This window comes from Streptomyces sp. TAA204, assembly GCF_000424965.1.
The window spans coordinates 240,909-261,661 of sequence record NZ_AUKW01000010.1 but is presented as its reverse complement, the minus strand read 5'-3'; the positions used below and the strand labels follow the sequence as shown (position 1 = coordinate 261,661).

General features: G+C 72.6%; 18 protein-coding genes. 5 read left to right on the top strand and 13 right to left on the bottom strand.

Annotated elements, in window-relative coordinates; translation table 11 throughout:
* Nucleotides 1–97 precede the first annotated feature (97 nt).
* Together H343_RS0117455 and H343_RS31200 are read right to left on the bottom strand one after the other, a co-directional pair.
* Nucleotides 98–1,330 carry a sensor histidine kinase gene (locus H343_RS0117455; protein ID WP_028432211.1) on the bottom strand — a complete coding sequence of 411 codons (1,233 nt, stop codon included), beginning with the start codon at nucleotides 1,328–1,330 and terminating at the stop codon, nucleotides 98–100.
* Nucleotides 1,323–2,042 carry a response regulator transcription factor gene (locus H343_RS31200; protein WP_037904062.1) on the bottom strand — a complete coding sequence of 240 codons (720 nt, stop codon included), beginning with the start codon at nucleotides 2,040–2,042 and terminating at the stop codon, nucleotides 1,323–1,325. The genes H343_RS0117455 and H343_RS31200 overlap by 8 nt, the downstream gene beginning before the upstream one ends.
* 125 nt (nucleotides 2,043–2,167) lie before the next feature.
* Here H343_RS31200 and H343_RS31195 point away from each other — a divergent pair, with 125 nt between their 5' ends.
* From H343_RS31195 to H343_RS31190, 3 genes are read left to right on the top strand one after another with little or no spacing between them, the layout of a single operon-like run.
* Nucleotides 2,168–2,833: a glycosyltransferase family 2 protein gene (locus tag H343_RS31195; protein WP_051265428.1), complete on the top strand. Its 666-nt coding sequence runs from the start codon at nucleotides 2,168–2,170 to the stop codon at nucleotides 2,831–2,833.
* Nucleotides 2,830–3,498 carry a DUF2064 domain-containing protein gene (locus H343_RS0117440; protein WP_051265426.1) on the top strand — a complete coding sequence of 223 codons (669 nt, stop codon included), beginning with the start codon at nucleotides 2,830–2,832 and terminating at the stop codon, nucleotides 3,496–3,498. Before H343_RS31195 ends, H343_RS0117440 begins: the two co-directional genes overlap by 4 nt.
* Entirely contained in the window at nucleotides 3,495–4,232 is a 738-nt protein-coding gene (locus H343_RS31190) for a methyltransferase domain-containing protein (protein ID WP_078505782.1), read from the top strand. The genes H343_RS0117440 and H343_RS31190 overlap by 4 nt, the downstream gene beginning before the upstream one ends.
* Before the next feature lie 304 nt (nucleotides 4,233–4,536).
* Here H343_RS31190 and H343_RS0117425 read toward each other — a convergent pair whose 3' ends face one another.
* From H343_RS0117425 to H343_RS31180, 3 genes are all read right to left on the bottom strand, one after another.
* Complete coding sequence (locus H343_RS0117425; RefSeq protein ID WP_028432208.1) at nucleotides 4,537–5,673, bottom strand: molybdopterin-dependent oxidoreductase; 1,137 nt, start codon at nucleotides 5,671–5,673, stop codon at nucleotides 4,537–4,539.
* 5 nt (nucleotides 5,674–5,678) lie between these two features.
* Entirely contained in the window at nucleotides 5,679–7,127 is a 1,449-nt protein-coding gene (locus tag H343_RS31185) for a hypothetical protein (protein WP_078505810.1), read from the bottom strand.
* A gap of 138 nt (nucleotides 7,128–7,265) precedes the next feature.
* A complete protein-coding gene (locus tag H343_RS31180; RefSeq protein WP_037904060.1) occupies nucleotides 7,266–8,699 on the bottom strand; it encodes a lipase maturation factor family protein in 1,434 nt (477 codons plus the stop codon).
* A 221-nt stretch (nucleotides 8,700–8,920) separates the two neighbouring features.
* Between H343_RS31180 and H343_RS0117410 the strand changes: the two genes are divergently transcribed.
* On the top strand, nucleotides 8,921–9,952 hold the full coding sequence (locus tag H343_RS0117410; protein ID WP_028432207.1) for an acetylxylan esterase: 1,032 nt from the start codon (nucleotides 8,921–8,923) through the stop codon (nucleotides 9,950–9,952).
* 122 nt (nucleotides 9,953–10,074) lie between these two features.
* On the opposite strand, the gene H343_RS0117405 is transcribed toward H343_RS0117410, so the two are convergent.
* From H343_RS0117405 to xylB, 5 genes are all read right to left on the bottom strand, one after another.
* Nucleotides 10,075–11,532, bottom strand: coding sequence for an acyl-CoA synthetase (locus H343_RS0117405; RefSeq protein ID WP_028432206.1), 1,458 nt, complete (start codon nucleotides 11,530–11,532; stop codon nucleotides 10,075–10,077).
* A gap of 122 nt (nucleotides 11,533–11,654) precedes the next feature.
* Nucleotides 11,655–12,419 (bottom strand): bestrophin-like domain, encoded by a 765-nt coding sequence (locus H343_RS0117400; RefSeq protein WP_028432205.1) that lies wholly within the window; start codon nucleotides 12,417–12,419, stop codon nucleotides 11,655–11,657.
* An 83-nt stretch (nucleotides 12,420–12,502) separates the two neighbouring features.
* The gene (locus H343_RS35965; RefSeq protein WP_486586933.1) at nucleotides 12,503–12,625 is read right to left on the bottom strand and encodes a hypothetical protein; all 123 of its coding nucleotides are present in this window, start codon (nucleotides 12,623–12,625) and stop codon (nucleotides 12,503–12,505) included.
* Nucleotides 12,626–13,484: 859 nt separating this feature from the next.
* Nucleotides 13,485–14,684, bottom strand: coding sequence for an ROK family protein (locus tag H343_RS0117390; RefSeq protein ID WP_051265424.1), 1,200 nt, complete (start codon nucleotides 14,682–14,684; stop codon nucleotides 13,485–13,487).
* Between the two features lie 87 nt (nucleotides 14,685–14,771).
* Nucleotides 14,772–16,199, bottom strand: coding sequence for a xylulokinase (gene xylB / locus H343_RS0117385; protein ID WP_028432203.1), 1,428 nt, complete (start codon nucleotides 16,197–16,199; stop codon nucleotides 14,772–14,774).
* A gap of 115 nt (nucleotides 16,200–16,314) precedes the next feature.
* Between xylB and xylA the strand changes: the two genes are divergently transcribed.
* Nucleotides 16,315–17,481: a xylose isomerase gene (xylA, locus tag H343_RS0117380; protein WP_028432202.1), complete on the top strand. Its 1,167-nt coding sequence runs from the start codon at nucleotides 16,315–16,317 to the stop codon at nucleotides 17,479–17,481.
* A 76-nt stretch (nucleotides 17,482–17,557) separates the two neighbouring features.
* Here xylA and H343_RS0117375 read toward each other — a convergent pair whose 3' ends face one another.
* The 3 genes from H343_RS0117375 to H343_RS31175 all read right to left on the bottom strand — a co-directional run bounded on the left by H343_RS0117375 (nucleotide 17,558) and on the right by H343_RS31175 (nucleotide 20,214).
* Nucleotides 17,558–18,595, bottom strand: coding sequence for a sigma-70 family RNA polymerase sigma factor (locus H343_RS0117375; RefSeq protein ID WP_028432201.1), 1,038 nt, complete (start codon nucleotides 18,593–18,595; stop codon nucleotides 17,558–17,560).
* A gap of 303 nt (nucleotides 18,596–18,898) precedes the next feature.
* Nucleotides 18,899–19,153, bottom strand: a complete 255-nt coding sequence (locus H343_RS0117370; RefSeq protein ID WP_037904058.1) for an SGM_3592 family protein — start codon at nucleotides 19,151–19,153, stop codon at nucleotides 18,899–18,901.
* 173 nt (nucleotides 19,154–19,326) lie between these two features.
* The gene (locus H343_RS31175; RefSeq protein WP_051265420.1) at nucleotides 19,327–20,214 is read right to left on the bottom strand and encodes an EamA family transporter; all 888 of its coding nucleotides are present in this window, start codon (nucleotides 20,212–20,214) and stop codon (nucleotides 19,327–19,329) included.
* Nucleotides 20,215–20,753 lie beyond the last annotated feature (539 nt).

The following is a 20,753-nucleotide window of genomic DNA, read 5'->3' as shown; positions in this document are numbered from 1 at the left end:
CACTCCGAGCATTCCGATCGCCGCCGAGCACTCCGAGCATTCCGATCGCCGCCGAGCACGCCGAACGCTCCGAACGCTCCGAACGCGCCCGTTCCGCTCAGTGCGCTCCGGGGAGGGTGACCTCGAAGCGGCAGCCGCCCGGAACGTTGCGCACGGCTGCCCGGCCCTGATGTGCCTCGACGATGCCGCGTACGATCGCCAGCCCGAGCCCGGCGCCGCCGGGCGGGGTACGGGCGTCGGTGCCGCGCCACCCGGTGTCGAAGACCCTCGGCAGGTCGTCGGCGGGGATGCCTCCGCACCCGTCGGTGACCGACAGCACCACCCTGCCCTCCTCCTGCCGTGCGCTGACCGCGACCGTGCCGTCGGCGGGGGTGCGGTGTATGGCGTTGACGAGGAGGTTGGCCAGGACGCGGGTCATCTCTTTCCCGTCCACCTCCACCGGCACCCGTTGCACGCCTTCGTCGGCGAGCCGTACCCCCCGCTCCAGGGCGAGGGCGTCGGCTCCCGCGATGGCGTCGCTGACGAGGTCGTAGGCCGACATGCGGGTGGGGGTCAGGGTGAGCGAACCGGCCTGGATGCGGGAGAGTTCGAACAGGTCTCCGACCATGCCGGTCAGTCGTTCCACTTCGCCCCGTATCTGGCGGTGGTAGCGCCCGGGGTCCTCGGCGATGCCGTCCTCCAGCGCTTCGGCCATGGCGCGCAGTCCGGCCAGGGGCGAGCGCAGATCGTGCGAGATCCAAGCCACGAGTTCACGCCGCGACGCCTCCAGCGCCCGCTCGCGCCCGCGTGAGGCGGCGAGTCTCGCGCTGGTGTCGGCCAGTTGACGGGACAGGGACGCCAGTTCGGCGGGCATGGGCGTGGTGGGCTCCTGGAAGCCGCCGCTCCCGTTACGGGCCTCACCGTCGCCCCGGTGCCCGCGCCGGCTCGCGTGACGTCCGTGGGTGGCGGAAGCGCTGTCGATGTGGGCCACGGGAGCGTTGCCGCCCTCGTCTCCTGGGTCCTCCGCGTCACCGAGAGCCCGTGCCGCCTGCTCGAGGGCGCGGTGTCCGCCGATCACCCACCGTCCGAGCAGCAGGGCGGTGACAGTCGCGGTGACGCCGGCCACCGCGCACACCGTCGTCACCACGCCCAGGTCGTGCTTGTTCAGCAGCATCGCCCAGCTCACGGACAGCGTTCCGGCCATCATCGAGCCGACCGCCACCGCGGTCAGCACGGCGAGAGAGGCGGCCACCGAGCGCCGCCGCAGCGCGCGCAGCGCCAGCAGGCCGGCCAGCCCCACGGCCGCCGCGCCCAGCGCCGCGTAGAGCGCGATGAAGAGCAGATCACGCACCTCGGCCTCCGGCACTGTCGTCGAAGCGGTAGCCGACACCCCAGACCGTGGTGATCAGCCGGGGATGTGCGGGGTCGGTCTCGACCTTGTGCCGCAGCCGCCGTATGTGCACGGTCACCGTCGACAGGTCGCCGAAGTCCCAGCCCCACACGTCGGCCATCAGTTGCTCGCGGCTGAACGCGCGGCCCGGATGGCGCAGGAAGTGTGCCAGCAGGTCGAACTCGCGCAGCGTCAGTGAGAGGGAGCCGCGTGCGTCGCGGACCGTACGGGCGGCGGGGTCGAGCGAGATGCCGCCGCCGCGCAGCAGCGGACCCCCTGGCGGCGGAGCACCGGCACGCCGGAGGACTGACTCCACGCGCAGGACCAGTTCACGGGGGCTGAACGGCTTGGTGACGTAGTCGTCGGCACCGACCTCGAGCCCGAGGATGCGGTCCTCCTCGTCGCCGCGTGCCGTGAGCATCACCACCGGTACGGGGCGCTCCTCCCGCAGCTGCCTGCACACCTGGAGGCCGTCCAGGCCGGGCAGCATCAGGTCGAGCACGACGAGGTCGGGGGGCGTGTTCCGGGCGTGGGCGAGTGCGTCCATGCCGTCGGCGGCGCGGTCGACGACGAAGCCTGACCGGTCGAGGTAGCCGGCCACCACTTCGGTCACGGTCGGATCGTCGTCGACGACGAGGACGCGGCGGGGCGGTGGCGTGGGCTGCGTTCGCATACGGAGGAGTCTGGCACCCGGCGTGGCGCCCCGGCGGGGTCGTGACGTCGCGGGGGATCGGATGTCAGTCTTCCGTAAGGTGCGTCGGTCCCCTATGTCCGTTCTGTGTTCGTAGGGTGAGGCAGATGACCAACTCCCAGTCCTGGCAGGGGGACCTCGTGCTCCCCTGCCTCAATGAGGCCGAGGCGTTGCCCTGGGTGCTGGAGCGTGTCCCTTCCGGCTGGCGGGCGATCGTCGTGGACAACGGTTCGAGCGACGGCTCCGCCGAGATCGCACGGGCGCACGGCGCCACAGTGGTGCACGAGGAGCGCCGTGGGTTCGGGGCCGCGTGCCATGCCGGACTGCTCGCGGCCGAGGCCGAGTTCGTCGCCTTCTGCGACTGCGACGCCACCCTCGACCCCGGCGCGCTGCCGCGTGTCTCCACACCGGTGCGCACAGGACAGGCCGATCTCGTACTGGCGCGGCGGCGCCCGACCGCGCGCGGGGCCTGGCCGCTGCATGCCCGGGTCGGCAACCACGCTCTCTCCCGGATGGTGCGTCGCCGTACGGGCGTGCGGCTGCACGACCTCGGGCCGCTGCGGGCGGCACGCCGCAGCGCACTGGTGGAGCTGGACCTGACGGACCGCCGCAGCGGATATCCCCTGCAGATGGTGGTGCGTGCCGCCGACAAGGGCTGGCGGATCACCGAGACGGAGGTCGAGTACCGGCCCCGGTCGGGAAAGTCGAAGGTGACGGGCACCTGGCGCGGCACCTGGCACGCGGTGCGGGACATGCAGGCGGTGCTTCGGTGACCCGTCCGCCGGGGGCGCGTGACGCGCGGCCCTCCTCCACGACCGTACTCGTGATCGCCAAGGAGCCTGTTCCCGGCCGGGTCAAGACGCGTCTGACACCGCCCTTCCGGCCGGAGGAGGCGGCCCGGCTCGCCGAAGCGGCGCTCAGAGACACCCTGGAGACCGTCGCCGGACTGCCCGCGCGCAGGCGCGTGCTGGTGCTCGCCGGGAGCCCCGGACCCTGGCTGCCCGACGGGTTCGAGGTGGTACCCCAGTGCCAGGGCGGCCTGGACGAACGTATCGCCGCCGCCTTCGCACTGTGCGACGGCCCCGCACTGCTGATCGGCATGGACACCCCGCAGATCACCAGCGGACTGCTGGCCCCCGCCACCCGCGCTCAAGCCTGGGACGACTGCGACGCGTGGTTCGGCCCGGCGGCGGACGGCGGCTTCTGGGCGCTCGGGATGGCCCGGCCGCGGCCCTCTCTGGTCCGCGGGGTGCCGATGTCCACCGACCGTACGGGCCAGAGGCAGCGGCAGCGGCTCGTGGAAGCGGGCCTTGCCGTACGGGATCTGCCCGTGCTGCGCGATGTGGACACCGCTTCCGATGCCGCCGAGATCGCGGCTCTCTCAGCGGGGCGCTTCGCCCAGGCCCACGCGGACCTGTACCGGGCGGTGGCGCGGTGAGCGCACCGGCGCCCCCCTGGTGCGCGGACCAGGACCCCTATGCCGACGCGCTGCGGGCGGGACGCGGCCCGCTGTTCCTGCGACGGTCCGACGGCTGGCTCCTGCCGCTGGAGGTCGAGCGGTGGTGTGCGGGTGCCGACGCGGCGGACATGAGTGTCCTGCGGCGCTGTACGGGCGCCGTGCTCGACATCGGCTGCGGTCCGGGCAGGCTGGTGACCGCGCTGTCCGGGCTCGGCGTGCCGGTGCTGGGCGTCGACACCTCACCGGCGGCCATTGTCCGTACCCGTCAGGCGGGCGGAGCGGCCCTGCAGCGCTCGGTCTTCGAGCCTCTTCCGGGTGAAGGCCGCTGGCAGAGCGCCCTGCTGCTGGACGGCAACATCGGTATCGGCGGCGATCCGTCCGCGCTGCTCGCCCGTGCACGTGAACTCATCGCTCCGGACGGACTGTTGTTCGTCGAGGCGGCGGCCGCCGAGGTGGAGGAACGGATAGAGGTCCGTCTGGACGACGGAACAGGAGGGCACGGCCCGGCCTTTCTGTGGGCGAGGCTGGGCCGTGAGGCGCTGCGCCGGCGCTCGGAGAACACGGGATGGAGGGTCGCGGAGGAGTGGCAGTGCTACGAGCGGCCGTTCCTGTGCCTGCGGCCCGTCCGCGCGCTGCGCACCGTTCGCACCAGCAGCACACAGACTGCCCCGATGACCGTCCCTGCCAGAGTCACTCCCCAGTTCAACCCGTAGTCGAGCGGCAGCACGGACGGATTGCCGCCCGAGCCGGCGCGCAGCACGAGCGGCAACGCCAGAAGGGTGAGGCAGCCCCCCGTCAGCAGAGCCCCCCGCCACACTGTCCGGGCGGGGGCCCGCCGCAGTGCCGCCCCGGTCAGCAGCACCAGCGGCACCAGCAGGAAGTCGTGCAGCGCGACGCTCCCGGCGAGCCACAGCAGCAGCTGCGGCACCGTCCCCTGACGCGTGTCGAAGAACAGCAGCCCGAGGCCCACGGTCAGCAGCACAACCCCCGTCGCCCCGAGTACCGCGCGCACAGCCGTCATCGCAGCACCTCGATCCGTCGCACCCATTTCGTCTGCAGCACCCCCGGACGGCCGGGCGCCATGACGCGCGCCGGGTAGCCGTGGTCGAGGTTGAGCACCTCGCCGTTGAGGCCGAGCGCCAGCAGGGTGAGCGGATCCCGTGCGTACTGCGGCCCCATCTCCGTCACGGCGAAGGCGCCGCCTCGCTGCATGGAGACCACACGCAGCGAGGTGCCCGGCGGTATCCCCGCACGGTCCAGCAGGTCGCTCAGTCGCACCCCCCTCCAGCGGGCCGACTTGCTCCAGCCCTCCACGCAGGCGATCGGCAGCTCCGCCTCGTGCTGCGGCAGTTCATGCAGGCCGGCGAGGGTGAGCGTGTAGGGGCGTGGTCCCTCCACGGATAGCCGCCACTCGCGAAGCTGTGCGGTGGACAGCCCTGCCGCAGCAGCGGTTCTGTTGACCGGAAGCCCCTGAGAGCCATGGTCGGCATGGCGGGGGGCGAGCAGAGTCAGCGGGCGAAGCGGTGTGAAGGTCTGTCCGGCCGAGACCACAGTGAGGGCGCCTGCCGCAGCCCCGGCCCCCAGCATCAGCGATCTGCGGTCGGGGCCGCTCTGCGGAGGAAGCCGCAGTGTCGCCGGGGCCTCCCGGCGCCAGTGGGCGGCTATGAGGGGTGCTTTGACCGCGAGGTGCAGCAGCAGCGAACCGGCCATCACCCAGGCCAGCCCCCAGTGCACCTGCCGGAACGAGAACGGCCACGGATACCACTGCAGGGTGTTGAGCAGCCCCATGAAGATCTCCAGCAGCACACTCGACACGAGGACCGCCACCGATATTCGCTCCAGCGCGTGCCGCACGCCGCGCACCGGCGGCCATGCGAACAGCCGCGGATAGACCGCCCACAGCTTCACCAGAAGCAGCGGGATCGCCGCGATACCGGTGGCGACGTGCAGCCCCTGAGTCAGCCGGTAGCCCCACAGCGGACGCGGCGGCGTACGGGTGGCCAGCCATCCGGGCGGCTCCTGGAGGACGTGACTGATCAGTCCGGTCACGAAGCAGACCACCAGGGCCGCCCCCAGCAGCCGGCCCGTCACCGTCGCCGTACGGGGGTCGTGCAGCGGGCCTTTGAACCGCGGAACCACTCTCGGCGTCGTCATCACACTCACCAGCCCGTGAACAGGAGATGGTTGACGGTCAGCGCGATGGCCGCCTGGGCGCCGAGCCACCAGCGCGCCGACCGGCGGGGCAGCAGCGCCGTCGCGGGCAGCAGCCACAGCGTGAAGGGAAGCCAGATGCGTTCCGTCTCCCCTTTGCTCATCCCTGACAGGTCGGCAGCCAGCACGCAGCACACCCCCGCCGCGACGAGTACGAGCAGTGCACCGCTGCGCTTCCTGAGATCCGAACGGAAGCCTGCGGCGCCGGCTCTGCGCAGCGCCGCGACGACGGCCGGGCCGGTGACGGCTGCCTGAGCCGCCAGGTTGGCCCACACGAAGTAGGCGTACGGCCGCACTCTGGCCGCCCCCTGGTAGTAGCGCTCGACGAGCGTGAAGTACCCCTCGAACCACCAGAATCCGGCGACGGTGAAGAGCACGAACCAGGGGAGGGCACCCAGCACCACGTACGGGACCGGCCGCACGGTCCGGGCGGCGACCAGCACACCCACGGCAAGGAGCCCGGTCAGGACGAGCCCGTACGACAGATAGCACGTCAGCCCGAACAGCACGCCGGAGCCCAGCGCGGCCGCTCTCGGCCACCGCACCTTCCGGCTCGCCGCCAGGGCCAGCAGTGCCAGGGCCCAGGCGCTGACCGCGGCGAAGTAGCCGTCCGCCGACACTCCCATCCACACCGCCGCGGGAGCGAGCACCAGGTACGGGGCGCACTTTCGGGCCGTCTCCTCCGTCGCCAGCGTCCGTACGGTCACCAGCACGGCGGCGACGGCCGACGAGCCGGCGGTGATGACGAAGGCGGCTGCCCATCCGCCGCCGCTCAGCCCGATCCGGTCGAGTCCGACGAACGTCAGCAGCGCGGCGGGCGGATGACCGGCGACGTGCGGGGGCCAGTTGTCCGGGGCGTCCATGAGGATGCGTGAGGTGAACTCGCGCAGCGTCGCACCGATGTCGTCGACCTCGCCCACGGACTGCAGGTACTCGTACTTGGCCTTCAGCCGCCGTGCAACTCCGCGGTGCCAGCCGTCGATGAGCGCCAGCGACCAGCTCCAGGCCATCGCACCCGCCCAACTGGCGTGCAGCAGACCGCGCCAGGGCAGCGCCCGTGCGAGAGCCGGCCCGTGGACGACGACGAGGACGGCCACGGCCACGGCGGCGAAAGTGCCGGGCCCCCAGTGCGGCATCCAGTACCCGTACAGCGGCGGCCAGCGCAGACGGAGCGTTTCCTGACTGTTGTCGTAGGAGCGGCCGGCCACCACGGCCGCGGTGAACAGCACAGCGGCCACCGCGACGGCGCTCAGGTCGAGGAGAGATCCGCGCCGGGCGGCGCCGCGTCCGCCCGCAGCGCCCGCACCTTTTGGGCGAAGGTGGCGGTGGCCGGTTCGGCGTTCAGGGCTGTCGGTGCCGCCGGCTGTGCCGCCCGCGGCTCGGGTGGAAGTGGTCACACGCTCACGGTAGGCCGCTGACCAGCCGACTCCCGGCTGCACAGGCCAGACGTCACGGAGACGTCAGATCTCCGCCGGACCCTGCGCGGGGTGCGGTCCGCAGGGGGTGCCGCCCGTCCCCGAGCCCCGCGGCATCACTCAGCCCGGCGGTTCCGCCTCGCGGACGCCGGCGGCCCGTACCGGCGGCAGGAACTCCCGTACGAGCGTGCGGTGCCACCACTGGCCCGTCTCCCGCCGCTCCTGCCACGTCGTGAAGCGGTAGCGGTACAGCAGCGCCCGTACGTGGGCCGGCGGCGCGTCCGGGAAGGGGTTGTGACGCAGCAGCCGCAGTGTGTCGCGGTCGCCCTCCAGCAGACGGGCGACGAACCGTTCGAACCAGCCGCCCGCGTAGCCGGGGGAGAGCGCGGCGAACCACATCTGCCAGTCCAGGCGAAGATGGTACGGGGCGAACTGGCGGGGAAGCCGCCGTACATCGCCGGGTTTGCCGCGGAAGCCGTACTCCCGCCAGACCGTCTCCCGTCCGGGCCGCTCCTCGTCCGTGCCCTCGACGACGATCTCGTGCCGCACGCGGGTCACACTGCCGAACGCCCCGTAGGTGTTGACGAGATGCAGGGAGTTGAAGGAGGCGTTCATCTGCTGGCCACGGCTGACCATGTTGCGCACGGGCCAGTAACTGAGCACCACCACCAGGGCCGTGACGGCGCAGACCAGCACCACGTACCACATCGGCGCGGGGGCGTACGTGCGTGTCCCGCCGGCGGCTGAGCTGTCCACCGCGGCGACGGCGAGGACGATCGTCAGCCAGTTCAGCCAGGAGAAGTTGCCCGAGAGCACCAGCCACAACTGGGTCACGATCACCACCGCGGCCGCGATGGTCGCGACGGGCTGCGGCAGCAGGAGCCCGAAGGGGACGACGAGTTGGGCGACATGGTTGGCGGCGGTCTCCACACGGTGCAGCGGCCTGGGCAGCCGGTGGAAGAACCAGCTCAGCGGCCCCGGCATCGGCTGCGTCTCGTGGTGATACTCCAGGCACGTCAGTTCGCGCCAGCAGGGATCTCCGCGCCATTTGATCAGACCGGCCCCGAACTCCACCCGGAAGAGCAGCCAGCGCAGCAGCCACAGCACCAGCACCGGGGGAGCGGTCTGCGCGTTGCCGAGGAAGATCGCGAGAAAGCCCGCCTCCAGCAGCAGAGACTCCCAGCCGAAGCCGTACCAGATCTGTCCCACGTTGACGATCGAGAGGTACACCAGCCACAGGGCCGCCCACATCAGCATCGACGCCCACAGCGGTACCGCGTCCGCCGCTCCGGCTGCCACCGCCGCCGCCAGTGCCGCCCCCGCCCAGCAGCAGCCCGCGAAGAGCCTGTCGGAGTAGCGCCAGTGGAAGAGGCTGGGCGCGGCACGGAAGGGCATCAGCCGTACGAACGCCGGTACGGGTGTCAGGCCGCGCATCCCGATCAGGGCACGGAACTGCAGCGCAGCCGATACGAAGGCGATCAGATAGACGCCCGCCAGCGCGCGCTGCAGCACGAGGCGGCTCAGCCAGTATTCGGATGCCGCGAACCAGTCCATGGAGCACGGATACCACTCCCGGGCGTCGGTCATGGGTCGCGACGGGCAGTCGGGCAGTCGGGCAGGCAGGCGGACGGGCGTCGGGGCGGGGCGGAGGGCCGTGCGATGCTGTGGCTCCCGCCGCGCCCGGCCGGCCCGGTGAACAGCACCCGCACGACGCGCGCGACGCTTCGAGCCCCCGCACGAGTGCGTCACGCGTACGACCCGCACGAGGGAGAGACATGCCCCTGACGGACATGCCGCTGGAGGACCTGCGTGCCTACCGGCCCGAGGTGGCCGAGCCCGGGGACTTCGACGCCTTCTGGTCCGAGACCCTCGCCGCCGCACGCGAAGCGGAACGCCGCGCGCCCGCGGCCGTCTTCCGGCAGCTGACGGATTCCCCTCTGCGCACCGTCGACGTGCACGACGTGCGTTTCCCCGGCTGGGACGGACAGCCCGTCGCCGCCTGGCTGCTGACACCCCGCGGCGCGCGGGGCCGGCTGCCCGCCGTCGTCAACTACATCGGCTACAGCGGCGGAAGGGGACTGCACACCGAGCATCTGCTGTGGAGCGCCGCAGGCTACGCCCACCTCGTCGTCGACAGCCGCGGGCAGGGTCACGACACCCCCGATCCGGACCCCGCCCCCGGGCCGCAGTACGTCGGCGGGTTCATGACCCGCGGCATCGACGGTCCCGCGCACCACTACTACCGGCGGCTGATCACGGACGGGGTGCGTGCCGTGGACGCGATCCGCGCCCACCCGGCCGTCGACCCCGCCCGCATCACCGTCACGGGCCACAGCCAGGGAGGCGGCACGGCGCTGGCCGTGGCGGGCCTGGCCGGGCAGGACGTGGCGGCGGCGCTGGTGGACCTGCCGTTCCTGAGCCACATACGGCGCGGTGCCGAACTCGCCTCGGTGGGCCCGTACCCGGAGATCACCCACTATCTCGGTGTCCACACGCCGGGGGATCCCGGAAGGGTCTTCGGTACCCTCAACTACTTCGACGGCCTGCACTTCGCCCGGCGTGCCACGGCCCCCGCGCTCTTCAGCGTCGCGCTGATGGACCCCGTCTGCCCGCCGTCCACCGGATTCGCCGCGTTCAACCACTACGCCAACCCGGACAAGGACGTCGTCGTCTGGCAGTTCGGCGACCACGGCGGCGGAGGCGCGTCGCAGACACCGCATGCGCTGCGCTGGCTGGACGCTCACGGTCTCGGGCCCCGGGGAGGCGCCGAGGACGAGGCCGACGGCGAAGAGGGCGGCGGCGCCTGAGGGGGCGTCACCGGCGCCGCTCGTGACATTGCCGAAGGCGCCGCCCGCACCCGCCCGCACGTCCGCACCGCCGCCACCGCCTCACCCGCGTTGCCGGCAGTGCCGCTACGGAGGGGATGCGGTCAGGGCACGCTCAGATCCCGCTTGAGGATCTTTCCCATGTCGTTGCGCGGCATGGCGCTCAGACAGTGCACCGCGCGGGGCCGCTTGTACGGCGAGAGCTGTCCGGCCACGAAGTCGGCCAGCTGCTCCGCCGACGGCGGCCGGGTGGGGTCGGCGGGCACGATCCAGGCGACGACGTGCTCGCCGAGGTCCGGGTCGGGTGCGCCGGTGACAGCGGCCTCGGAGACACCGGGGTGCTCCAGCAGCACGTTCTCGATCTCACCCGCACCGATCTTGTAACCGCCGCTCTTGATGAGGTCGGTCGCCTTGCGGCCCACCAGCCGGACATAGCCGTCCGCGTCCCGGGTCGCCATGTCGCCCGTACGGAACCACCCGCCGTCGAAGGCCTCCGTCGTCGCGTCGGGACGGTTGAGGTACTCGGTGAAGAGATTCGGGCCGCGCACCTGGACCTCGCCCACCACGTCCGGGTCCCCGCCGTCCGTGCCGATGCGCGCCCCCGACTCGTCGACGAGGCGCAGATCGACGTCCGGCAGCGGGACACCGACGGTCCCGGGACGCGGCTCACCGTCCGCGCGCACACTGGTGTTCATCAGCGTTTCGGTCATCCCGTACCGCTCGATGACGTGCCGGCCCGTCGCGGCCGCGATGCGCTGATGGTCGGTCAGCGGCAGCGGAGCAGAGCCCGAGACCAGCAGCCTCGCTCCGGTGAGCGCGGGGACCAGCCCGGGCTCGGACTCCAGCGCCTCGGCCAGCCGGTGGTACATCGTCGGCACTCCGAAGAGCATGGTCCCGCCGCCCGACAGGGCCTGCGCCACGCCCTGCGCGGAGAACCTTCCCAGATGGTGCAGGGTGCCGCCGCGGCGCAACGGGCCCAGGACACCCAGGATCAGGCCGTGCACATGGAAGAGCGGAAGTCCGTGCACGAGGACGTCGTCCTCGGTCCACTGCCAGGCATCCTGGAGCGCGTCGAGAGTGCTGCTGATCGCACGGCGGGAGAGAACGACGCCCTTGGGCGGCCCGGTGGTGCCGGAGGTGTAGACGATCAGGGCCGGGGATTCGGGGTTCGGCTCGGGGGAGAGCGCCCACCCGGAGACGTCGGTCTCCCCGGCCACGACGACGTCGGCACGGGGGAGACCCGCCAGTGTCTCGGGAAGTTCGGCGTCCGGCTCGGTGAGTACGAGCGAAGGGGTGCTGTCGGCGACGATGTGCGCGAGCTCCTGCTCGCCGCTGCGTGGGTTGACCGGCACTGCCGGAACGCCGGCTGTCAGCGCCGCCACCACCGCGACGGCGGTCTCCAGGGTGGGGGTCGCCCAGACCAGGACCCGGTTCGCGTCGCCCAGACGGGTGGCCACCCCGCCCGCTGCTGCGGCGAGTTGCCGGTGGCTGAGCTCGCGGTCGCCGAAGCGCAGGGCGGTGCGTTCGGACGCGGTGTGCAGCGCGGGGAAGAGCAGGGACACCCGTGCTCCCTTCAGGATCGGACTCTGGGACCGTCAGCATCTCATCCGCCGGCTGTGCTGCCGCCGGCCGTGCGGCGGGCATCTCCCGCGAAGGTCCCACGAGGGGTTCGGGCGTGCGGCCTTCAGCCCCCGCCGGCCCGGGGGAAGAGCTCGGTGAATGCCTCCACCGGGTCCGAGAGCCCCCGGGAGAAGGGCGAGTCGAAACGCCAGACCAGGAAGAGGAGGAAGGCGATGAGCGCGGTGAAGAGCACCGCCAGCAGCAGTTCCCTGCCCGAGCGCTGGATCTGCAGGGTGAAGAGCATTCCCACGGAGACCACCGCACCCGCGAACAGTCCCAGCCAGACCACCCACGGCAGGGTGGGCTCCGCGCTTCCTGCCCGGTCCGTACGGGCCGCGTCGGCGGCGGCGACCCGGTCGGCCAGAGCCGCGTAGGCCTGTTCCTCGCGCGGGGTGCGCGGTTCCTGGCCGAGTACGTCCTCGCGCAGGGTGGCCAGCAGATCCTCGCCCCGGGCGGTGAGTTCGCCGTGCTCGATCATGTGCGGCCACTCCTCGCGGACGGTGTGGCGCACGTAGGCGTCGACCGCCGACCTGATCCGGTCGCGCTCGGCCGCGGGGAGTGCCTGTGCCCGTTCGTGCACCTCGTGCAGTGCCTGTGCCTCGTTCCCGACGGCCTCGTCGGCGACGTTGCGGGCCTCCCAGACACCGGCGATGGCCAGACCGAGCACGATGGCGTAGACCACGCCGATCATCATCGTCATGTACTCGATCACGTCCGGGGTCTCGGACGGGTCGTCGTCGACGGCACGCCGCCCGCGCAGCACGACGAGGGCAGTCACCACCGCGCAGGCGGTGACGATACCGAGGAGGGGGACGAGCCAGTCGGGCATGTGCGGTCTCCCGTGTGGTGTCAGGGTGCGGTACGCGGAGCGAGCGGGGCGGGTGGTCGGCCGTGCGCGCAGGGCCGTCCTGATCAGCCGGCGAAGGGCGACGAGCCGGCGCCGTTGCCCGCTGAGGATGCCGACCGGCGGCTGCGGGCACGCAGCGCCGCTGCCGCCAGCACGGCGGGGGCCACGATCAGCAGGGTGCGGGTCACCAGGGGCAGGCGGCTCTCGGTGGGGCGCTCGACGGGGGTGAGGCGGGCGGGAACGGGGAGGGCGCCGGTCGAGGGTGCCTGCGGGGATCTCTCCTCCGCCTCGCGGGACGGTTCGGGAGACGGTGCGGACGGTGCGCGCTCCGTCGCCGTCGGCGGTGCTGTGAGCCGGTGGTCAACCGGCTTCGGGGCGGGCGGCGTTCGGACGGTGGGCGACTCGGGAGCAGGGGTGGGCGTCGGTGTGGGGGGAGGATCGGGCCTCTGCGTGGGCGGAGACGGCGGGGGTGTCTCCGCAGGCGGGGGTGCGGGAGGCGGCTGCGGTGGCGGCACGCACGCGCCGTGCGCGGCGGTCACCGCGACCCTGAGCCCTCCGGCCACCACGACGAGCCGTGCTCCGTGGCACTTTCCGTGGCGTACCGCGATCTCGGCGCGCGCCCCGCCCGCTTCGACGCCGAGCCTCGCTCCCTGAGGCCAGGAGTGCCCGTGAACCTTCACCCCGCCCCGCCCGGCCGAGGCCGTGCCGGACGCGGCGGTCCCGGGGTCCGGTTCCGGACCCGGTACGGAGCGGGCCGCCGCGGGCGCGGCGCAGATGAGAACAAGTGCCGTGCTGCTCAGGGCTGTTGCTGCCGCGCAGCGCCATCGGTGCCGTCGTGTCACACGGTCGAGCATGTGCTTCGGCGTGCGGGTGCGACGCGGCATCCTTGCTGTAATCGCCCGAAGTGCTGAATTTTGCGGAGATGTTTGTCGAGCGGGGGGCGCCGGGGTGTACGCCCCCGCGGGTCTGCCGCAGTGCGGGGCCGCACCGGAACACGCCTGCTGCGCGCGGCTCGGAGCGTTCTCCAGAAGCCTTCTCAGCGCGCTCTCAGCGCGCCGCCGCGTAGGGCAGCGGGTCGTTCAGCACCGTCCGTACGACGGAGTGTGCCGCCCCCAGCGACGGCCCCTCGGACCCGATCGCCGAGACGGCGAGCTGCGGCACCGCGCCGGGAGCCGCCATGCGCTGCCGCAACTCCGTCTCCAGCGCGGGCAGCAGCCACGGAGCCAGCCCGGCGAGCGTGCCGCCGATCAGCACCGCCCGCGGGTCGAGCAGGTTCACCGCTCCCGCGAGCGCGATGCCCAGCGCCCGTCCTGCGCGTTCCAGGGCCCCTACGGCGTCCGCGTCGTCCTCCTCGGCCCGGCCGCGAAGCCTCGCCAGCGCCGCGCTGCGGCCGCCCGCCCCGCGCGCGGTGATGCCCGCGGCGTGCAGCAGGGCCGCTTCACCCGCGTACTGCTCCAGGCAGCCGGACCCGCCGCAGGCACACCGCGGCCCGTCGGGCTCCACCGGTACGTGTCCCAGCTCACCGGCGAATCCGCGCCTGCCGCGCAGCAGTTCACCGTCGAGCACGATCGCGGCGCCGATGCCGACCTCAGCGGAGACGTGGATGAAGTCGCCGGGGGCCGCGCCGTCCTCCTTGAGCCAGAGTTCGGCGAGGGCGCCGAAGTTGGCCTCGTTCTCCACGGTCAGCTGCAGCGGTCCGTCCAGGTGCCGGGCGAGGTCGGTCTCGTACCAGCCGAGGTTCGGGGCCCGTACGACGGTCGTCGAGGAGCGGGCGACGAGGCCGGGGACGGCGACGGCAAGGCCTGCCGGGCGCAGTCCTGCCGCACCGGCGTCGGCGACGACGTCCTCGACGAGTGAGCCGAGCCGCCGCAGTACCGAACCAGGGTCCGCCCCCCTGTTCGGAGCCTCCTCGCTCTTACGGGCACGCACGCGGCCGCGCAAGTCCACGGCGCACACGGTGAGATGGTCCACCCCGATCTCCGCGCCGAGGCCGCACGGCCCCAGGCCGGTGAGAGTCAGCGGGCTCCCCGGCCTGCCGACACCGCCGGAGCGCCCCGGCCCCAGCTCCACCAGGAAGCCCGCGCGCAGCAGTTCGTCGGTGAGCGTGGAGACGGATGCCCGGGTCAGTCCGATCCGCGCGGCGATGGCGGCGCGTGAGACGGGACCGGCCGCGGCCACCGCATACAGCACCCGGGAGAGGTTGCGCTGCCGCATCTCCCGTTGTGAGCCGGGCGCCGGGATGGCCATCAAGTTCCGTTTCTCACCGAGCGTTTCAGGGCGTTCGGACGTTGTTCGCAGGGCTTCGGGGCGGTTTCCCGGGTGCGGAGACGGACGTCAGCGCTGCCGCAGCAGCGTATCCGCTCCGGAGAGGGTGTCCGCGATACGGGTGAGTTTCTCCCCGTCGCGGGGAACGGCCTCGTAGGAGGGACCCTCGGCCGTTCCCCAGCGGCGTGCCACCGCCGCGGGGTCCTCCTCCAGCAGCAGTCCAGCGGCCTGCGCGGCGGCGCCCAGCGCCACCAACTCCTCGGCGCGGGGCACCTGTACGGGGCGCCCGGACAGGCGCCGTACCGTCTCGCACCAGGCGGTGCCCCGCGCGCCGCCCCCGATCAGCAGCAGCGGAACGTCCTGGGCGCTCTCTGCGCCCAGGACTTCGTCGAGTGCCTGCAACAGGGCGAAGACCGCACCGTCGTAGGCCGCCTGCAGAACCTGGCCGCCGGTGGTGTCCTGGCGCAGTCCGCTCAACAGCCCTGAGGCGTAGGGGAGGTTGGGTGTGCGTTCCCCGTCGAGGAAGGGCAGGAGAGCGACCTCGCCGCCGCTCTCGACGGCCTCGCGGTCCAGTCCGAGCAGTGCGGCGACGCGGTCGACGGCGAGCGTGCAGTTGAGCGTGCAGGCGAGCGGCAGCCAGTCGCCGCGCGCGTCGGCGAAGCCGGCGACCGTACCGGTCGGATCGGCCGGGCGCCGCTGTGAGACGGCGTAGACGGTGCCGGAGGTGCCCAGGCTCAGTACGGGCTGTCCCGGCCGCAGCCCGAGGCCGAGGGCTGCTGCCATGTTGTCGCCGGTGCCCGCGGCGACCAGCGCGCCCGCGGGCAGCGGCAGCCCGGGACGTACGGTGCCCGCTGCCTCCCCCGGGGACAGCACGCGGGGCAGCAATCCGGGGGAGAGGCCCACCAGTTCGAGCAGTTCCTCGTCGTAGGACCCTCGCGGGGCCGCCCACCACCCGGTGCCCGAGGCGTCGCCCCGGTCGGTCGTGCCCTGGCCGGTGAGTCGTCCGGTCAGGTAGTCGTGCGGCAGCCGGACGGCCGTCGTGGCAGCCGCGGAGTGCGGTTCGTTCTCGCACAGCCATGCCCACTTGGTGACGGTGAAGGCGGGAGCGGGGACGCTGCCGATCCGCTCCGTCCAAGCCGCGGGGCCGCCGAGCTGCTCGATGAGACGGTCGCTCTGCGGTGCGGAGCGCACGTCGTTCCACAGCAGGGCCGGACGCACGGGCCGTCCCGCCGCGTCCAGGGTGACGAGCCCGTGCTGCTGGCCGCCCACGGATACCGCCGCCGCCTGCTGTGCCGCCCGGCCGCACTGCTCGAGTGCGGATTCGAGCGCCGACCACCACTGTTCGGGGTCGCTCTCGTGCCCCGGCCCCGGGGTCACGGTGTGCGGCGCCTGGCCGCGGGCGACCACCTCGCCGGTCGCCGCGTCCACGACGAGTGCCTTTGCCGACTGCGTGGAGCTGTCCACGCCGATGACGAGCGGTCCTTCTGGTGCGGACATGAAACCCCTCAGCCTCCTCTTCCCACTGTGCGGCCGTGCCCGCATACTAATTTGTCAACGCTCATTACGAATAGCTCCGGGCGTGACGGAACCGCCCGCAGAGAGGGGCCGCGAGATGAACCTTCAGCCGACGCCCGAGGACAAGTTCAGCTTCGGTCTGTGGACCGTGGGCTGGCTGGGCCGTGACCCCTTCGGCGAGGCGACCCGGGCACCGCTGGACCCGGTGGAGGCCGTGCACCGCCTCGCCGCGCTGGGTGCGTACGGAGTCACCTTCCACGACGACGACCTCATCCCCTTCGGCTCCGGGCCCTCCGCCCGCGAGGGCCACGTCAAGAGGTTCCGGCAGGCACTGGAGACCACCGGCATGACCGTGCCGATGGCGACGACCAACCTCTTCTCCCACCCCGTCTTCAAGGACGGCGCCTTCACCGCCAACGACCGGGACGTACGCCGCTACGCCCTGCGAAAGACGATGCGGAACATCGATCTCGCCGCCGAACTGGGCGCCCGGACCTACGTGGCCTGGGGCGGCCGGGAGGGCGCCGAGTCGGGGGCGGCCAAGGACGTACGGGCCGCGCTGGACCGGATGAAGGAGGCATTCGACTTCCTCGCGGACTACGTCACCGAGCAGGGCTACGACCTGCGTTTCGCCATCGAGCCCAAGCCCAACGAGCCGCGCGGCGACATCCTGCTGCCCACGGTGGGCCACGCCCTGGCCTTCATCGACCGGCTGGAGCGGCCCGCGCTCTTCGGCGTCAACCCGGAGGTGGGTCACGAGCAGATGGCCGGACTCAACTACCCGCACGGCATCGCCCAGGCCCTGTGGTCGGGCAAGCTCATCCACCTCGACCTCAACGGCCAGTCCGGAATCAAGTACGACCAGGACCTCCGGTTCGGGGCCGGGGACCTGCGCTCGGCGTTCTGGACGGTGGACCTGCTGGAGAGCGCGGGCTACGAAGGCCCCCGGCACTTCGACTTCAAGCCGCCCCGCACCGAGGACTACGACGGAGTGTGGGCGTCGGCCGAGGGCTGCATGCGCAACTATCTGATCCTGCGCGAGCGGGCTGCGGCCTTCCGCGCGGACCCCGCCGTCCAGGAGGCGCTGCGTGCCTCACGGCTGGACCAGCTCGCGCGGCCGACGCTGAGGGAGGGCGAGACCCCCGCGCAACTGCTCGCCGACCGCTCCGCGTTCGAGGAGTTCGACGCCGAGGCGGCAGCCGAGCGCGGTATGGCCTTCGAACGTCTCGACCAGCTGGCCATGGACCATCTGCTGGGTGCGTGACGCGCCGCCCGCCGCAGCACCCCCCGCGCGGCGGCGCGCACGGTGGGGCCCCGCACACCCGCCCCGCAGCCGCGGCTCAGCTGCGGGGCGACTCGGCGGGGACGCTCCCGGGCAGTCCGAACGTACGGAAGAGGTCCTCACCGAAGAAGGCCGCGACCCTCTCGACCCGCCCGCCGCGGATCGTGAGCACGTGCAGCTGGAAGGGCAGGTAGTCCCCGCCCTCGTGCCGGCTGTAGAGCGCGAAGGCCGGCTGGCCGTTGGCCTCGGTGGGCAGCATCAGACCCTCGCCCGGTCCTATGGGGCACTGCGCGCCGATGAGCCGCGCTATGTTCTCGCGACCCCGGAACCACTCGGGGAACGGAGGCATCTCCCAGACCGCGTCCTCCTTGAACAGCTGCACGATCGCCGTGACGTCGGAGTTCTCGAAAGCGGCGGCGTAGCGGTCGAGCAGTTCGCGCTGGCCCGGATCGGTCGGTTCGGAGAGCTGGTCCTCGGCGGGCGCGGCCTGCTGGAGCTGCGCCCGCGCCCGCTGCAGGGCGCTGTTGACGCTCGCGGTCGTGGTCCCGAGCAGTTCGGCGACCTCGGCGGCACGCCACTTCAGCACCTCCCGCAGCAGCAGTACGGCGCGCTGTCTGGGCGGCAGGTGCTGAAGTGCCGCGACGAGGGCGAGACGCATGCTGGAGCGGGAGACGACCACCGCCGCCGGGTCAGTGGGCTGCTCCGAGCGGAAGAGCGCGTCGGGCACCGGTTCCAGCCACGGCACCTCGGGCGCCTCGATCACGGGGCGCTCCGGGTCGTCACTGGGCGCGCCCAGGCCGGACGGCAGGGGGCGGCGGCCACGGCTCTCGATGGCGGTCAGGCAGACGTTCGTCGCGATCCGGTAGAGCCACGTACGCAGTGAGGAGCGTCCCTCGAACCGGTCCGCCGCGCGCCACGCCCGCAGGTAGGTGTCCTGTACCAGGTCCTCCGCGTCGTGCACCGAACCCGTCATGCGGTAGCAGTGGGCCAGCAGCTCACGGCGGTAGGGCTGCGCGCGGTCCAGGAGGGCGTCGCGGTCGAGCGGGGCGTCACCGGCAGGCGCTGTTCGGGAGTCGCTGAGCATGCCGTCTGTCATGGTCTCGCCTTTCGCTCTTTCCGAAGCTGCGCACGATTCTCGCAGGTGCGGCACGTTTGTATCGCAAGAACGTACGAATATGGGGAGAGGTCTCTGTCCATACTGCTACTGATAAGGACATTCTCCGCCCATATGGTGCCGGATCGGAATGGGACGGGCGGTAAAGACGAGACGGGCGAGCGCGCCCGCGGCGGGAGGGGGTTGGCCGCGGGCGCGCTCAGCCGCGCCTTCCGCCCCGCTCAGGGGGCCGGAAGGCGGCATGGCCGTACCGCACGGCAGCGGCACGGAGGGGGCGGCGGGCCGTCAGCCGCCCCGGCGGCGGCGCTTGCGTGACTTGCGTCGGCTCTTGCTGAAGAACCAGCCTGCCGGAGGTTCGTCCGCGCGCCAGGGCTGCGGCTCGGGTGGCTGGTGACGCCAGCGCTCCCTGAGCATCCGTGTTCGTGCCGCCGGCTCGCTCACTTCGGCACCACGGATGAAGTCCTCGTCCAGAACAGGCTCCTCCCAGCTCTCCTTCCCCTCGTCCGGGTCGTTGCCGCGGCCCCGTGGCTCGCTGTCCATGGGCCTGCCTCCGTCCGGTGTCCCGCTGATCAGACCTGGTAGGAGAACGCCTCGCCGCGTGCCTGGGTTCCGGGCGCGCACCCCGGCCCGGGCTCCGCCCTCCCGGGGTCCGTGAGTGCGGGGCCCCGGCGGCGGGCGGTCCGGCCCTGCCGGCCACCCGCCGCCTGTGCGTGTCAGCGCCCGTCGGCTGTCGGCGCCGCGGATCCGCGTGCCGAGACGGTGAGCACGAGAAGTCCGGCGAGGACCAGACCCGTACCCGTCCAGGCCCAGACGCCCAGCCGCTCCCCGACGACAGCCACCCCGAGCACCGCCGCGACGACCGGCTCGAACAGGGAGAGCGTGGTCGCGGAGCCCGCCGTGACGCGGGCCAGCCCGGCGCCGAAGAGGACGTACGCCAGGCACATCGGCACCACGGCCAGGTAGCCGCTCACGAGCAGCCCGCGTGGTTCGCTCAGCAGCGGCCCGCCCGTGACGGCCAGCACGGGAAGCAGCACCAGGGCACCCAGTCCGAACAGAGCGCCCATCGCGGCGCGTGAGGAGTGTCCCGCTCGGATGACGCGGGCGCCGTAGCAGGTGAAGACGGCGTAGGCGGCGCCGGACACGAGCCCCAGGGCCACACCGCCCGGCACGTCCCGGCCGGCGGCGGCCGAGTCGCTGCCGGTGAGCGTCAGCAGCGCGCAGCCCGTCCCGGCGCAGACTGTCGCGGCGAACCAGCGCAGGGTCAGTCCGACCCCGACCAGGAACCGCTCCAGCAGTGCGGCGAAGACGGGCGAGCAGCCGATGGTCACCACGGTGCCGGTGGCCACCCCGGCCCTGGCCATGGAGGTGTAGAAGGCCAGCGGGTAGACCGCGACGGCGATGCCGCCCAGCAGCGCCCACCACAGCACCGGCCGGCCGGAGCGCAGGACGCGCAGCGCCGAGCCTCCGGCCAGCAGCAGGGTCAGCAGTCCGCCGACACCCATGGTGACGGCACCGATCGAGAGAGGGGACGCCTCAGCGGGGGCGAAAGTCGCGGCGGTGCCGGTGGTGCCCCACAGCGTTGCCGCCGCGAGGACGAGCACGGGACCTTCCGCACCCCGTCGGCGGGCGGAGGGAGAGGGGCCGGAAGGAGAAGGGCCGGAAGGAGAGAGGGAGGACGAGCCGGGGCGGGAGCCCGCGGCGGTGGACGCGCGCGGAGTACGCAGGCGCGCGCGTGCAGAGGAACTGGCAGAGAAGGATGGCATGCGAAGTGCGTCCTGATCCGTTGAAGGCCGGTGATGACGGTCATCGGAAGGGCGCGGGTACGGCTGGCGGCGAGGTCGCCCTCAGGGCGTGACCTCGGCGGCCGGAGTGCAGGCGGCTGGAGCCGCTCTGTTCACACCTGCGCCCTCAGCGGGACGCGGGGGGCGGTGTGACTGCGTGCCAGTACGTGCTGTCCATGGCGGTCAGCGTAGCCGAACCGGCGGCCGGCGGGAACGCCGGTGCGTGGGCGGTGCGGGGCGGGGGCCGGCGGGTGGAGCACCGGGGGAGAGCACGAACGACGAGACGCAGCACAGCACAGCGCCACCGCCCAGGTGTCGGGCGGTGGCGCTGTGCTGTGGCAGTGACGGTGAGAGAAGGG

Bases quoted from the DNA above. Each gene is read 5' to 3' on its own strand.
- H343_RS31180 (WP_037904060.1), bottom strand. From the start codon at position 8,699: ATGGACTGGTTCGCGGCATCCGAATACTGGCTGAGCCGCCTCGTGCTG.
- xylB (WP_028432203.1), bottom strand. From the start codon at position 16,199: ATGTCCGCACCAGAAGGACCGCTCGTCATCGGCGTGGACAGCTCCACG.
- H343_RS0117370 (WP_037904058.1), bottom strand. From the start codon at position 19,153: ATGGACAGCGAGCCACGGGGCCGCGGCAACGACCCGGACGAGGGGAAG.
- H343_RS0117390 (WP_051265424.1), bottom strand. From the start codon at position 14,684: ATGGCCATCCCGGCGCCCGGCTCACAACGGGAGATGCGGCAGCGCAAC.
- H343_RS0117375 (WP_028432201.1), bottom strand. From the start codon at position 18,595: ATGACAGACGGCATGCTCAGCGACTCCCGAACAGCGCCTGCCGGTGAC.
- H343_RS31200 (WP_037904062.1), bottom strand. From the start codon at position 2,042: ATGCGAACGCAGCCCACGCCACCGCCCCGCCGCGTCCTCGTCGTCGAC.
- xylA (WP_028432202.1), top strand. From the start codon at position 16,315: ATGAACCTTCAGCCGACGCCCGAGGACAAGTTCAGCTTCGGTCTGTGG.
- H343_RS0117425 (WP_028432208.1), bottom strand. From the start codon at position 5,673: ATGACGACGCCGAGAGTGGTTCCGCGGTTCAAAGGCCCGCTGCACGAC.
- H343_RS0117400 (WP_028432205.1), bottom strand. From the start codon at position 12,419: ATGCCCGACTGGCTCGTCCCCCTCCTCGGTATCGTCACCGCCTGCGCG.
- H343_RS0117410 (WP_028432207.1), top strand. From the start codon at position 8,921: ATGCCCCTGACGGACATGCCGCTGGAGGACCTGCGTGCCTACCGGCCC.
- H343_RS31195 (WP_051265428.1), top strand. From the start codon at position 2,168: ATGACCAACTCCCAGTCCTGGCAGGGGGACCTCGTGCTCCCCTGCCTC.